The sequence below is a fragment of the Amycolatopsis jejuensis genome (genome assembly GCF_000717335.1).
GTDB lineage: Bacteria > Actinomycetota > Actinomycetes > Mycobacteriales > Pseudonocardiaceae > Amycolatopsis > Amycolatopsis jejuensis.
In genome coordinates, this window is sequence record NZ_JNYZ01000011.1 from 344,667 (window position 1) to 358,940 (window position 14,274).

A 14,274-nucleotide genomic window follows, 5' to 3' on the forward strand; every position below is an offset into this window, starting at 1 on the left:
ACCGATCGTTCTTGACGTTGTCAACGAAGGCGTCGCAACACCCTGCTGGCGACCAGATGCCCGGACCCGCCGCCCAGCCCGGGGCCGGGATGCGTCGACGCGCCGAGGTGCCACAGCCGCGGGAGCACCGTCGCGTGCCCCGGCGACGCAGCGAGCGGGCGCCACCGGAAGTTCTGGTCCAGTTCCGCCGATCCGCCGTACGGATCGCCGCCCACCGCGTTGAGATTGGCGGCGGCGAGGTCGGCGGGACTGATCGCGTCCAGTCCCAGAACCAGGTCACGCAGACCTGGCGCCTGCCGCTCGATACGCGCCAGCACCCGGTCGGCGTAACCCGCGGTGAGCTGCGCGTCCCAACCGTCCGCTGTGGACAGTTCACCGGCCGCGTCGCCGACCGGCGCGTACGGAACCTCCTGCAGCTGCAACCACAACGCGGCGGCACCGGCCGGTACCCGCGACGGGTCGAGCACGTGCTGCTGCCCCACCACGACGGTCGGACGACCCGGCAGTAGCCCGGCTTCCGCCTCTGCACAAGCAATTCCGGTAGACGAAGCCCCGTCGGACAGATGTACGAGCGGCACCTGCGCCAGCCGCGGGTCCCGCCACGGCACCGGACCGGACAGCGCGACGTGGATCTGCGTCGCCGCCCGGCCGGGACGGAATTTCGTGGCCTGGTCCCGGATTCGCGGCGGAACGGGGGCGTCGGCGAGCAGTTCCCGATACAGCGCACCGGGCGTGGTCGACGCGAGCACCGCCCGCTTCGCCTCGATCGTGAACCCCTCCCCCGCCACTCCGGACGCGCGACCGCCGGTCGTGAGAATGCGCTCGACCCGGTGCCCGGTGCGGATCTCGACCCCCAGCTCGGCCAGCAGTTTCTCCCACGCGGCAACGAAATTCGCCGCCCCGCCGCGCACGACCGGCATCCCCGCGGCATGCAAGGTACCGGCGAGCACGGGCAGCATCAGCCCGCCGGACGCGCTGTCCGGTGCAAGGCCCGCGTGCAGCAGCCACGGGGTCCACAGCCGGTCGACCTCGGGTCCGGTGAACCGGCTCCGCAGCCAGCCACGGCCCGACGTCAGCGCGTCACGGGCGTATTCCTCGACGCCGCGACGGCCGACCCCGCGGGCGAACGCGGCCAACGGCTTGAGCATCGACGGCATCCGCAACTCAGCACCCAGCAACCCACCGATCCATTGCGCATGCTTCCCGAACCGCTCGACGGCGTCGGCGTACACCCGGCGGTCCGCCGCCACCGAAAACCCCGCCACGGTTTCCTCGACCGAGCGATATCCCATGACGACACTGCCGTCGTCGGACACCGTCGCCGTCATCGGCCCGTCCGTGTTGAGGTATTCGAGCCCGTGCCGATGCAGGTCCGCGCCGAACTCGGCGTACACCGGCCCGGTGACGAAAAGCGGGTGCCAGCTGGAAAACGTGTCGTGGCGGTACCCGGGCACGGTGCGTTCGCCGGTGGCGATGAAGCCGCCGATGCGGTCGTGGTCGTCGACGAGGGTCACCGACCAGCCCGCCTTCGCGAGCGTTGCCGCGGCGGCGATGCCGTTGATCCCGGCGCCGACCACGACCGCGTCGGTCATCGGACCGGCTCGCGTTCGACGAGTGCCAGAACACGCGCCGGACTGCCCGACCCGCCGACGATCGGCAGCGGGCACACGATCAGCGTCGCGCCGGCCGGAGGCAGCCGGTCGAGGTTGCGCAAGCTGGTGACGCCCCATTTGCCCGCGCCGAGAAGTGCCGAGTGGCAAGGAAACGGCGGCGTGAACCCGGCCGCGGCCCCAGCGTCGGTACCCACGGTTTCGACCCCGAACCCGGCAATCGCGGTCTCCTCGGCAAGCCAGCGCGCGCACTCCGGCGACACACCCGGCGTGTGCGGGCCGTGTTCGTCGGCATTCGCGAACGCGGCCGCGTCATGCCCGCGCGAAGCCCAGCCGGTGCGGAACAGCAGCCAGCCGCCTTCGGGTAGCGCGCGATGCCGATCCTCCCACTCCCGCACGTGTTCGACCTCGAGCAGGAAGTCCGGGTCTTCTTTGACCGCAGCGCTCAGGTCGAGAACCGCGGCCGCACCGACCATTGTGGACGGTGGCAGCTCCGAGACGTCCGCGCCGTCCTTGCCGGTGACCCAGTGCACCGGCGCGTCGACGTGGGTGCCGGTGTGCTCGCCGGTGTGGATGTCGTTCCAGTACCAGGCCGGTCCGGCCGCGTCGTAGCGCGACAGCTCTTCGAGGCGGAAGCGGCTGGTGTTCGCGAACGGCGGCGGCAGTTCCAGGATCGGCGTCGACTCCTGCAGTGGCGTCGTGAGGTCGACGACCTCGACCGCACCGGTGGTCAGCGCCTGGAGCAGGTCGGGCAGCGCGGGCATGGGGCCTCCTTCGCGGTGGGAGGACAGCGTCGCGCCAACCGGGCGATCAGGCCATCCGCTGTACGCAGGACCTGTCCGCTACGCGCAGTCAGCGCCGCAATGTCTGCGACGGCGACTCGCCGAAGTGCTCGCGATAAACCACGGCGAACCGACCGAGGTGGTGGAACCCCCAGTCGGCGGCGAGGCGGCTGACTGTGGTGCGAGTGGCGTCGGCGCCGAGCAAACTCCGCCGTACCCCGGCCAGCCGGGCCTCGCGCAGCCGTGCGGTCGGGGTGGTACCCAGATGCCGCCGGAACCCCTCTTGCAGGCTCCGCACCGACAGCCCGACGGCCTCGGCGAGATCCTCGACGGTCAGGGCTTCGCGGGCATGGTCGGCAATCAGCTGGTCGGCGCGGCGGATCACCCGCGGCGGCACCGGCGTGGCCTCCCCGCGCGGGTCGGTGAGCTCGGCCGACGCCGTGTGCGGGATCGCAGCGAGCAGCTGGCTCATCACCAGGCGTTCGGTCTGCTCCTGCAGCACCGGATGCCGTAGCCCGCCCGGCCCGTCGAGGTCACTGCGCAGCAGCTGCACGGTGGCGAGCCAGGACTGCGCGGCGGGCGCACCGAGGTCGAGGCGGGCGTCGAGCCGCAGCGGGCGCTCCGGCGGGCGGCCGAGGAGCCGTTCGAGCTGGCGTTCCAGTGCGGTGCGTTCGATCCGGACGATGAGCTGCTCGGAGTCCTCCTCCCAGAGCATGTCCAGGTCGGCGTCGGGATCCGGGACGGACGCCTGCCGCACGTCGGACCAGACTTCGGCATGCCCGGTCCGCACGAGCGCGCGCCCGGCAAGCGGGACCTGCACGAGGAAGAACGTGCTGAGGTGCCGTGGCCGGATCCGGACCGGCGAGCCGTAGGCGAGATACGACAGGCCGACGGCACCGAACTCGACCGAGTTGAACCGGACGTCCTCGGGGCGGCCGGTGGCCCGCGGCGCGAGCCGGTGCGGGCAGAACACCTCGCCGACGCGGGCGCACGCCTCGTCGAAGTCGCGGGACCGCACCCGCTGGTACCCGGTCAGCACTTCCGGCATGGGGCCCTCGCTCTCCGGCTCGCGCCTCGCGGACAGCCTTCGCGTGGCACGGATAGGCGCCCCCGCGACATTGCGTGATTATCACGACGTTAACGCGTCCGCCATACCGTGTCCATTCCTGTCTTGCCCCGGAGGTTCGCCGCCATGTCCGACCTGTCCGACCTGTCCGGCCGTACGGTGCTCGTCACCGGCGGTTCCACCCTGATCGGGCACGGAGTCGTCCGCGCCCTGCACGACGCCGGCGCGTCGGTGGTGATCGCCGACCTCGACGCCGACGGTGCCAAGCCCGTACTGGGCGATCGCGTCCGCTTCCGGCAGACGGATCTCACCGACGATTCGCAGGTACGTGCGCTGGTCGAGGACGCCGCGCGCGATGCCGGGCTGCACGGTGTCGTGAACCTTGCCTGCAGCTACCTCGACGACGGCGCGGAAACGAGCCGGGAGGATTGGCTGCGGGCGCTGGATGTCAACGTGGTCAGCGCGGTGATGGTGGCGGCCGCCGCCCGTCCGCACCTGGCCGCGGCGAAGGGGTCGGTCGTCAACTTCACGTCGATCTCGGCGAAGGTCGCGCAGACCGGCCGCTGGGTGTACCCGGCGAGCAAAGCCGCGCTGGTGCAGGTCACCCGGTCGATGGCGATGGACCTCGCGGCCGACGGCATCCGCGTGAACTCGGTGAGCCCGGGCTGGACGTGGTCCACGATCATGGACCAGCTGAGCGAAGGCGACCGCGCCAAGACCGACCGCGTGGCCGGGCCGTTCCACCTCACGGGCCGCGTCGCCGACCCGGACGAGGTCGGCCAGGTAGTCGCATTCCTGCTGTCCCCCGCGGCTTCCGCGGTGACCGGCGCAGACTGGGCAGTCGACGGCGGGTACTCGGCAATGGGTCCCGAGCAGGCAATCCCGGCCATACCATTGCTGGCCGGATAAAACGGGCGGCGCCCTGGCCTCACCCGGCCAGGGCCCGCAACAAACCACCGTGGAAGACCAACGGCACCCCGCCCGGAGCGCAGAAGTTCTCCACCTCACCGAGGAACACGACGTGATCCCCGGCATCCACACACCGCACAGTCCGGCATTCGAAACGCGCCACCGCGCCCGGCAGGACCGGGGCGCCGCCGGTGCCGTCCGTCAGTTCCAGTTCGGCGAACTTGTCCGCGGAAGGCGTGGAAAACTGGCGCGACAGGTGCTCCTGGTCAGCAGCCAGCACGTTCACCGCGAAGTGCGTTGCCTCGCTGAACGCAGGCAGGCTCGGCGCGTTCTTTCCCGGACACCACAACACCATCGGCGGATCCATGGACACTGAGGTGAAGGAATTCGCCGTCATCCCCACCTTCCGGCCATCCGCGCCGCGCGCAGTCACGACCGCGACACCCGTGGCGTATTGCCCTAGCGCAGTGCGGAACTCACGGCGGTCGAACCGGCCGTCCTGGGCCGCGCGCATCTCGGTGCGGAAACGGGTGGCTGCGGATTCGTCGAACCACCAGCGGAATGCCTGCCGTGGGTCGTCGAAAGCGTTGGCGATGGCGGCGGCGATTCCGGGTACCTCGGCGGCCTCGGCCAGCAACTCCTGCACATGCGGCCGCGGCGGGGCGAGCATCGCGGTGGTCCACTCGACCGTCCACTGTGCCCAGCCGCGCCAGAACTGTTCGAAGGTCCGGTTCATCCAGGCCGCGTCGAACGCTCCGTCGTGCCGTTCGACGGCTTCGAGGTAGTGCCCGGCCGCATGTGCGGCGAGATTGGCTCCCTGTCCCGAAATCGGGTCGTTCAGCACCACCGCGTCGCCGATGCCGAGCACCGGACGGCCCGACGGCAGGTACGCGACCGGCCGCCGCACGCCTGGTGTGATCCGCCCGCGCAGTACGCCGCCGTCGTCGGTGAGCCGGACTGCCGCGCACCGCTCGTACTCGTGCGGCGCGAACTCCTTCAGCAGGTCCAGCGACCGTTCGAGATGCGCGCCGGACTCGGTGACGTCGTCCCAGCGGTCCATCGGACCGCCCGGAATTCCCTCGAACACCATGATGTCGCACGGTCCACTCGTGGTGAGCGCAGGCAACGTGAAGTACTCGCCAACCCCGGGAATGGCGGTGTAGGACACCGCCGGGACGCCGTCGTCGAGCGGGGTCATCCCGTGCACATAGGTGAGCGCGAGCACGCGCTGCGGCCGGTCGTGGGTACTGCGCGCGGGGTCGGGCGCGAACAACCGGCCGAGCTCGCCGGTCCCGGTCGCGACGACGACCAGGTCGTGGGTGCGGGCGTGGTCCTCCAGCTCGGTCACCCCGGCGGGGCCGAGCACGACGGTCCCACCCTCGGCCGCGAACTGCTCGATCCACACCGGCAGCTTCACCCGCTGGTCCACCGAACGGGCCGGACCTTCGAGCGGTGCACTCCAGGTGGTCCCGGGCACGGTCATCCGGAACGCCATGATGTCCGGGCATTCCGCGGCCCAGCGGTCGAGGCCGAGCTGCCGTTCGACGGCCAGCGCGGAGTCGAACATGCACTGGCTCGACAGCACGGCGCCGCGGCGGAGGTCGTCCGGTGAACGGTCGCTGACGAGGGTGACGTCGTGGCCGCGGCGCAGCAGGCCGAGCGCGAGCTGCGCACCGGCTTGTCCCGCGCCCACGACGGCGACCCTCGTCATCGGGCACCGGCCGGGGCGAGCACGTCACGGGCGGCCACGGGGTCGGCGAACCACGGGAAGAAGTCGCGCGGGTCGTCGAAGCCGTTGACGAACCGGTGCGCGATGTCCGGCCGGGTGTTGGCCGCGGTCAGCAGCTCCAGGACGTGCGGCGGGGGCGGCGCGAGGAGGGCGTTGGTCCAGTCGGTGACGTAACGGGCGTAGTCCCAGTAGGTTTCGAACGTCTGCCGCAGGAACGCGCGGTCGAATGGCTGGTCGCCGTGCGCCAGGATGCTGCGGAGGTAGCTCGCCGCGCATTTCGCCGCGTTGTTGGAACCCTGTCCGGTGATCGGGTCGTTGAGCACCACGACGTCGGCCATCCCCAGCACCGGACGGCCGGACGGCAGTGTCGCGACCGGGTGCCGCACGGTGGGCGGGAAGCGGCCGGCGAGCACCCCGAGGTCGTCGGTGAGCCGGACGTTCCCCGCGCGGTCGGCCTCCCACGGGACCAGCTGGCGCAGCAGCCGCAGCGAGGTTTCGAGGTGCTGCGCCGGATCGCGGACGTCACCCCAGCAGTCCATCGGCCCGCCCGGCACGCCCTCGAACACCATGATCTCGCAGGGGCCGGACAGGGTCAGCGCGGGGAACACGAAGTACTCGCCGACGCCCGGGATCAGGTTGAACGCCACCGCGGAATGCTCCGGCCGCGGTTCGAGGCCGTGCACGTAGGTCAGGGCGAGGGCGCGTTGCGGGCGGTCGTACGGGGACCGCGTCGCGTCGCGTTCGAAGAGCCGCGCGATGTCTCCCTTTCCGGCGGCGACCACCACGAGGTCGGATTCGTCGTGGTACCGCTCGAGGGCGGCAACATCCGCCGTTTCGACCACGAATTCCCCACCGCGGCGCACGAACTCGTCGATCAGCTTCGGCATTTTCAGCCGCTGGTCGACCGACTGCGCGATCCCGTCGAGGCGAGACGCCCAGTCGATCACCTTGGTCCCGGCGGCCGGGCTGTCCGGCGGGCCGGGAACGGCGAAGGAAATGCCTTCCACCGGCGGGGCTTCGGCGGCCCAGAAGTCAAGGCCGAGCTCCCGCTCGACGGCCAGCGACGACGCGAACATGCACTGGCTGGAACTGACCCGGCCCGCGGCGATCTCCGGCGGGGTCCGATCGCTCACGACGCGAACCCGGTACCCGCGATCCAGCAACCCCGCGGCGAGCAGCAGGCCGGACTGACCGGCCCCGACGACAGTGATGTGGTGGGACATACGGCTTGCCTTCCGGTGAAGTGGAGTGGCCGGGCCGGGTGACCCAGTGGCAGCGGACCGTAAGGCGGTCCCGGCGGACGCGGCTATCCCTCCGGCGCGGGGCTTGTCCACCGTGCGCCCTGCGCTGCGCGGGATGGACACCGGGCACGCGCAGCGGATAGGCCGCGCTCCGGCAAGCCCTTACCGTGGCCCGAATCCGATCGAGAGGAGGGGGCATGGCCGAGAGGTCCTTCGCCGCCGAGGTGACCAAGCTGCGGGCCGGCGCCGGGGAGACCCTGCACGTCGAGGGGATCCTCGCCGTGACGAAGGCGTTGCTGCAATCGGGGGTCGCGTACGTCGGCGGCTATCAGGGCGCGCCGATCTCGCACCTGATGGACGTGCTCGGTGACTCCCGCGAGATCCTCGGCGAGCTCGGCATCCACTTCGAGAACAGTGCCTCCGAAGCGACTGCCGCCGCGATGCTCGCTGCTTCCGTGCACCAGCCGCTGCGTGGGGCCATCACGTTCAAGTCTCCGGTCGGCACCAATGTCGCGTCCGATGCGCTCGCCAATCTTTCCAGCGGCGGCGTCACCGGTGGTGCGCTGGTGATCCTCGGCGAGGACTACGGCGAAGGCTCCAGCATCATGCAGGAACGTTCGCACGCATTCGCGATGAAATCGCAGATGTGGCTGCTCGACCCACGGCCGGACGTCGGCGCCATTGCCGACGCGGTCGAGGCCGGGTTCGAGCTGTCCGAAGCCAGCAACACTCCGGTTTTCCTGGAGTTACGGCTGCGCTCATGCCATCTGCACGGCGCGTTCGAGGCCAAGGACAACCGCCGTCCGCCGATGACCGTGCGCGAGGCGGCCGAATCACCCCGGCGCGCGGTTGACCGGATCGTGCTGCCTCCGGCGTCTTTTCTGCACGAGAAGGAAAAGCTGGAAGACCGCTGGCCGGCCGCGGTGAAGTTCATCCGCGAACGCGGGCTCAACGAGGTGTTCCCCGGCGACGGCGCCGACGTCGGCATCGTCGTGCAGGGTGGGCTGTACAACACGCTCAACCGCTCACTGGAACTGCTCGGCTGCTCCGACGCGTTCGGCCGCAGCCGGATTCCGCTGTACGTGATGAACGTGACCTACCCCGTGGTGGACGAGGAAATCGTCGAGTTCTGCGCCGGGAAACGTGCCGTTCTCATGGTCGAGGAAGGCCAGCCGGACTACCTCGAGCAGAACCTGCACGCCATCCTGCGCCGCGCCGACTCCCCGACCGCGTTGCACGGCAAGGACTTCCTCGCCGCCGGTGGTGAGTACACGTCGACCGTCGTCACCCGCGGTGTCGACGCCTTCCTGCGCAAGTACGTCCCCGACGTCGTCACCCACACACCTGCACTGCTGCACGACGACGCCGCGACCCGCGTCGACGCCCAGGTCGTCAAACCCCGTCCGCCCGGCCTGTGCACCGGCTGCCCGGAGCGGCCGATCTTCTCCGGGCTCAAACTCGCCGAGCGGGAAACCGGGAAACACCACGTCAGCGCTGACATCGGATGTCACCTGTTCGCCATCAACGCCCCGTTCGACCTCGGCGCCACCACCATGGGGTACGGGCTCGGCGCCGCCGGGGCCGCCGCGCTCGGCGCCGCGGGGAGCGACCGGCGCGCGGTGTCGGTGATGGGCGACGGCGGGTTCTGGCACAACGGCCTCACCAGCGGCGTCGGCAACGCGGTGTTCAACCGCAGCGACCAGGTGATGGTCGTGGTGGACAACGACTACGCCGCGGCTACCGGCGGCCAGGACGTCCTGTCGTCCCATGCCACCCTGCCAGCCCGTTCCACGAAGCATCCGATCGAAAAGGCTGCGCGCGGCGTCGGCGTCGAGTGGGCCAAGACGATCGACGACACCTATGACGTCGCGAAGGTCCGTGACACCTTCGTCGAGGCGCTGACCACCGCCGAGCCCGGTCCGAAACTGCTGGTGATGCAGAGCGAATGCCAGCTCAACAAGCAGCGGCGCGAACGGCCGGAACGCGAGAAGGCCCGTAAGGCAGGCAAACGCGTGGTCCGCGAACGCTTCGGCGTGGACCCGGAAACCTGCACCGGAGACCACGCGTGCATCCGGATTTCGGGCTGCCCGTCGCTGACCATCGCCGACAACCCCGACCCGCTGCGCACCGACCCGATCGCGCAGGTCCTGGACAGCTGCGTCGGCTGCGGCGTATGCGGCAACAACGCGCACGCGGCGGTGCTGTGCCCGTCGTTCTACCGCACCGACGTCGTGGACAATCCGACCCGGCGCGACCGGCTGCTCGCGCGCGTCCGCGGCTGGTGGATTTCGTTGGCTTCGCGCGGTTTGGAGCGTCGTGCGGCGTCTATGGAGGTGGCCTGATGTCCGCTTGGTACGACGGAAAACGGCCGATCACCGTCGCGATCCTGGCGATGGGCGGCGAAGGCGGCGGCGTGCTGGCCGACTGGATCGTCGCGGTGGCCGAGCAAAGCGGCTGGATCGCGCAGGCCACGTCCGTCGCCGGGGTGGCCCAGCGCACCGGGGCGACCGTCTACTACGTCGAACTCCATCCGTCCACTTCGGACATTCCTCTCGGAGGACGGCGCCGGCCAGTGCTGAGCCTCTTCCCCAGCCCCGGCGAGGTCGACATCGTCATTGCCTCGGAACTGATGGAATGCGGCCGCGCGGTGCAGCGCGGGTTCGCGACCCCGGACCGCACGACGCTGATCACCTCGACCAACCGCGTGTACTCCATCGACGAGAAGATCGCCCTCGGCGACGGCCGGGTCGATTCGGCCGAGCTGCTCGCCGCGGCGGAAAGAGCCGCAAAACGGTTGGTATCCGCGGATTTCGCGGCAATTGCCGAGGAACACCGCAGCGTCCCGAGCGCCGCATTGTTCGGCGCCCTCGCCGGGTCGGGCGCGCTCCCGTTCCCTCGCGCCGGGTTCGAACGGCCGATCCGCGACTTCGGCAAGGGCGTCGACGCCTCGCTGGCCGCGTTCGCCGCCGGGTACGCCAGAGCCCGCTCGAACCCGGTCGACATCACCATCGGCCCGCGTCCGGTGACCGCCGAAGAACGTAAGCAGCGCGAGGAAGACCGCCGCAACAAAATCGCCGCGACCGACCCGGAGTCGCTCGTCGGCCCCGCCCTCCGGCCCCTCGCCCGCAGGGTGCTCGACCTGCCCGCCGCCACCCGCTCGACCGTACTCCACGGCCTCGTCCGCACCGGCCTCTACCAGGACGAACGCTACGCCGAACGGTATCTGGACCGGGTACTGAGCATCGGCGACAACCCCCAGCTCACCCGCGCCGCAGCCCGCCACGTCGCGCTGTGGATGTGTTATCAGGACACGATCCACGTCGCCCTGCAGAAAACCCGGACGCGGCGGATGGAGCGCGTCCACGACGAGGCGCGGGTGGCCAGCGCCCAGCTGAGCCAGATCCGCGAGTACCTGCACCCCCAGGCCGACGAAATCACCGACACCCTGCCGACCTGGCTGGGCCGCCCATTGGAGCGGTCCGCGCTGTTCCGCCGCTGGGTGAACCGCTTGACATGGCAGGGAATGATCCTGAACACGACGTCGGTGACCGGGTACACGATGCTGTCGACGATGGCCCGGATGCGCCCGCTACGCCCGCGCTCCCTGCGCTTCGCCCGCGAACAGGCAGCCATCGACGCGTGGCTCACACAGGTCCGCGACACCTCGCTCACGGACCCGGAACTGGCGCGCGAGATCGTGGAATGCGCGGGTGTGTTGAAGGGCTACGGCGCGACCTACGCCCACGGCAACTCCAGCTTCTCCCTCCTGCTGGATGCCGCCGGACGCCTGCACGGAACCCCAGGCGCCGCAACGGAACTGGCCGCCGTGCGCGCGGCTGCCCTCGCCGACGAGGACGGTGCCGAGCTCCAGCGTCGGCTCACCCTTCTGCCAGCGCAGTGAAGTAACTGTCCACCACCTCCGGTCGCAAGGTGTGCTCGATTACGGTGAGCGCGGCACCGCGGATCCCCGCGGTGTCGCCCAGCCGGGACCGTTCGAGCACCACACTGTTGGCCGCCCCGGGCAGCGCGTCCTTGTAGATCGCCTCGTACATCCCGGACAGGAACTGGTCTCCGGCGTCGGCGAGGTAGCCCCACACCGTGATCACCTCGGGGTTGAGCAGGTTCATCGCACTCGCGACGACCTCGCCGATCCGCACGCCTGCCGTACGCACCGCCTGCACCGCGGCGACGACCCCCTGCTTCGCCAGCTGCGCGACCTCGCGGGCGGTGTGCACGTCGTGCCCCTGCTCGCGCAGCTGCGCGGCCAGCGCCGCGCCACCCGCGACCGTGTTGAGGCAGCCGCGCCCGCCACACGTGCACGGCGCGTCGGCACCGGCCACCTTGGAATGCCCGATCTCACCGAACAGCCCGCTGGTCGCGCGCACCACCTTGCCGTCGACGACCAGCCCGCACACGATCACCGTGCCCGCCTTCACCGACAGCATCATGTTGGTGACCGGCCACGACACCCGTTGCTCGCCGAGCGCGAGGTAGTTGACGTCGCGGTCCACGAACACCGGGCAGTGGAACACCCCTTGCAGCCGCCTGCTGATCAGGTGCGCCGCCCAGTCGTCCGGGTCCTGCGCGGCATTGCCCGCGGCGGCGATCTCGATGTCGCCGGGCATGCCGATGCCGATCCCGTGCACCCGGCTGAGATCCTCGCCGACCTCGGCCAGCCCGGCGGTGAACTGCTTCTCCAGCATCGTTTCCAGTGCGTCGCGGCCCTCGGCGAGGTCGAGCTGCACCTGGGTGAGCCAGAGGATCTCCCCGGCCAGATCGGACACCGCGACCAGCGTGCCGCTCATCCCGACCTGCGCCGCGAGCGTGATGCCCGCGCGCGGGTTGAACGCCATCCTCGCCGGCGGCCGCCCCCGGCCCGCCTGCCGTTCGCCCGCCGGGACCACGAGACCGTGCCGGGTCAGCAGCTCGAGGCGTTCGGTGACGGTGGACCGCGCCACCCCCATCTTCGTGGCGAGCTCGCTGGTGGTGACCGCGACCTCGCGCCGGATCAGGTCGAGCAGCTCGCCGGTGCGCGCGATCCGCGGCGACGGGATCCGCATGACCGCATGAGCCATGGCCAGCTGCTCGTTGGAATCGGCCTCGTCACCGGCTCCGTAGGGGCGTTGAATGCTCACCCGACGGAGTATACGTCGATGCGATCGGCCTTTGCCACCTATTGACATCGACCATCGACATATTTATGTTGTTCATCGACACAAATGGTGGCGAGCCTCCCGGCCCGCCAGGGGCAGGAAGGCAAGTGCGGCATGGGCTTCACGAGGGAAGAGGTGCTGGCGCGGCTGCGGCGGCAGGTCGGCGGCGGGCACGCGGTCGTCGGCGCCGGGGCGGGCACGGGGATCTCCGCCAAGTTCATCGAGCACGGCGGCGCCGACCTGATCATCATCTACAACTCCGGCCGGTTCCGGATGGCCGGGCACAGCTCGATGTGCGGGCTGCTCGCGCTGGGCGACGCCAACGCGATCGTCATGGACATGGGCGAGCGGGAAGTACTGCCGGTCGTCCAGCGCACGCCGGTGATCGCCGGGATCAACGGCACCGACCCCACCCGGCAGATGCGCGTGCTGCTCGGACAGGCCCGCGCGGCCGGGTTCTCCGGGGTCAACAACTTCCCCACCGTCGGGCTGTTCGACGGCCGGATCCGCCAGGAGCTCGAAGCGTCCGGCATGGGATTCGAGCGCGAGGTCGAGATGATCGCGACGGCGCACGAGCTCGGGTTGTTCACCGTGGTCTACGTCTTCACCCCGGACGAGGCGAAGGCGATGGCCGCGGTCGGCGCCGACGCGATCATCGCGCACATGGGCCTCACCGTCGGCGGCAGCATCGGGATGAGCGCCGAGGGGGCGTTCACCCTGGACGACGCGTGCGAGCGGGTGCAGGCGATCGGCGAGGCCGCGCTCCGCGAAAACCCGGAGGCGATCCTGCTGTGCCACGGCGGTCCGATCGCGACACCCGAGGACGCCGCGTACGTCATCGGCCGCACCAACGCCGTCGGCTTCGTCGGCGCTTCAAGCATGGAGCGGCTTCCGGTCGAGACCGCACTCACCGAAACCACCGCCGCTTTCAAGAACATCCGCATCGCATGATCGCGTCAGGGAGCACGATGAACGCCACCGAAACCTTCGACTGGGCCGCGGCCGGGGAAAGTCTTGCCGAGTCGGTCACCCTGATCGCGGGCGGTGCCCGGGGAACCGGCCGCACCGCCGCGCTCAGCCTGCTGCAGCTCGGCGCCCGCGTCGCGATCGTCGACCTGGATCCCGGCCGGATCGCCACAGTGGCCGAGGATTTCGCTGAGTACGGAACGGATCGCGTGTTCACCGCGGTGGCCGACTGCACGGTCCGCGAGGACGTCCAGGCTGCCGCCGCCGCAACCGCCGAGCACTTCGGCAAGCTCACGCACTGCGTTTATTCCGCGGGGGCGTATCGCGCGCAACGGCCCACCCTCGACATCGGCGCCGACGAATGGGACCTGATCGTCGACTCCAACCTCAAGGGCGCGTTTCTCACCTACCAGGCGGTGATCCCGCATCTGCAGCGCGCGGGAGGCGGTGCGCTCGTCAGCATCTCGTCACTCGCCGGCCGCACGTCCAGCCCGTTCCTCGGCTGCCACTACACCGCGGCGAAGGCCGGAATTCTCGGCCTCACCCGGCATCTCGCGAAGGAGTTCGGGCCGAGCAACATCCGGGCCAACGCGGTGTGCCCGGGCGGGGTCGTCGGCACGCGGATGAACGACCTGCTGTCGGAACTGCACCGCGAGCAGGATCTGGTGGAACTGGCCAAGCAGACCCCGCTGGGCCGCAACGTCCACGAACCGGATGTCGTCGGCGCCATCCTCTTCCTGCTCTCCGATCTGTCCCGGTTCGTCACCGGCGCCACGATCGACGTCAACGGCGGCATTCTCACCATCTGACCCGAAAGG

At 70.3% G+C, this 14,274-nt stretch carries 11 protein-coding genes; 5 read left to right on the forward strand and 6 right to left on the reverse strand.

Annotated elements, in window-relative coordinates:
• Window positions 1–20 precede the first annotated feature (20 nt).
• The 3 genes from OO71_RS16815 to OO71_RS16825 all read right to left on the reverse strand — a co-directional run bounded on the left by OO71_RS16815 (window position 21) and on the right by OO71_RS16825 (window position 3,440).
• On the reverse strand, window positions 21–1,592 hold the full coding sequence (locus tag OO71_RS16815; RefSeq protein WP_033290683.1) for a phytoene desaturase family protein: 1,572 nt from the start codon (window positions 1,590–1,592) through the stop codon (window positions 21–23).
• Entirely contained in the window at window positions 1,589–2,374 is a 786-nt protein-coding gene (locus tag OO71_RS16820) for a cyclase family protein (protein WP_033290684.1), read from the reverse strand. Before OO71_RS16820 ends, OO71_RS16815 begins: the two co-directional genes overlap by 4 nt.
• 88 nt (window positions 2,375–2,462) lie before the next feature.
• Window positions 2,463–3,440 (reverse strand): AraC family transcriptional regulator, encoded by a 978-nt coding sequence (locus OO71_RS16825; RefSeq protein ID WP_033290685.1) that lies wholly within the window; start codon window positions 3,438–3,440, stop codon window positions 2,463–2,465.
• A gap of 144 nt (window positions 3,441–3,584) precedes the next feature.
• On the opposite strand from OO71_RS16825, the gene OO71_RS16830 reads away from it, so the two are divergent.
• On the forward strand, window positions 3,585–4,367 hold the full coding sequence (locus tag OO71_RS16830; RefSeq protein WP_033290686.1) for an SDR family oxidoreductase: 783 nt from the start codon (window positions 3,585–3,587) through the stop codon (window positions 4,365–4,367).
• A 19-nt stretch (window positions 4,368–4,386) separates the two neighbouring features.
• Here the strand turns inward: OO71_RS16830 and OO71_RS16835 are convergent, their stop codons facing one another.
• Together OO71_RS16835 and OO71_RS16840 are read right to left on the reverse strand one after the other, a co-directional pair.
• Window positions 4,387–6,078: a flavin reductase gene (locus OO71_RS16835; RefSeq protein WP_033290687.1), complete on the reverse strand. Its 1,692-nt coding sequence runs from the start codon at window positions 6,076–6,078 to the stop codon at window positions 4,387–4,389.
• On the reverse strand, window positions 6,075–7,319 hold the full coding sequence (locus OO71_RS16840) for a styrene monooxygenase/indole monooxygenase family protein (protein ID WP_033290688.1): 1,245 nt from the start codon (window positions 7,317–7,319) through the stop codon (window positions 6,075–6,077). The genes OO71_RS16835 and OO71_RS16840 overlap by 4 nt, the downstream gene beginning before the upstream one ends.
• 215 nt (window positions 7,320–7,534) lie before the next feature.
• Between OO71_RS16840 and OO71_RS16845 the strand changes: the two genes are divergently transcribed.
• Window positions 7,535–9,679: a thiamine pyrophosphate-dependent enzyme gene (locus OO71_RS16845; RefSeq protein WP_033290689.1), complete on the forward strand. Its 2,145-nt coding sequence runs from the start codon at window positions 7,535–7,537 to the stop codon at window positions 9,677–9,679.
• A complete protein-coding gene (locus OO71_RS16850; RefSeq protein ID WP_033290690.1) occupies window positions 9,679–11,238 on the forward strand; it encodes an indolepyruvate oxidoreductase subunit beta family protein in 1,560 nt (519 codons plus the stop codon). The genes OO71_RS16845 and OO71_RS16850 overlap by 1 nt, the downstream gene beginning before the upstream one ends.
• On the opposite strand, the gene OO71_RS16855 is transcribed toward OO71_RS16850, so the two are convergent.
• Window positions 11,216–12,472 carry an ROK family transcriptional regulator gene (locus OO71_RS16855; RefSeq protein WP_245633687.1) on the reverse strand — a complete coding sequence of 419 codons (1,257 nt, stop codon included), beginning with the start codon at window positions 12,470–12,472 and terminating at the stop codon, window positions 11,216–11,218. The two genes, OO71_RS16850 and OO71_RS16855, sit on opposite strands and share 23 nt — an antisense overlap.
• Window positions 12,473–12,604: 132 nt before the next feature.
• Between OO71_RS16855 and OO71_RS16860 the strand changes: the two genes are divergently transcribed.
• Window positions 12,605–13,441, forward strand: a complete 837-nt coding sequence (locus tag OO71_RS16860) for a phosphoenolpyruvate hydrolase family protein (RefSeq protein WP_033290691.1) — start codon at window positions 12,605–12,607, stop codon at window positions 13,439–13,441.
• A gap of 17 nt (window positions 13,442–13,458) precedes the next feature.
• On the forward strand, window positions 13,459–14,265 hold the full coding sequence (locus OO71_RS16865) for an SDR family NAD(P)-dependent oxidoreductase (RefSeq protein ID WP_063740072.1): 807 nt from the start codon (window positions 13,459–13,461) through the stop codon (window positions 14,263–14,265).
• Window positions 14,266–14,274 lie beyond the last annotated feature (9 nt).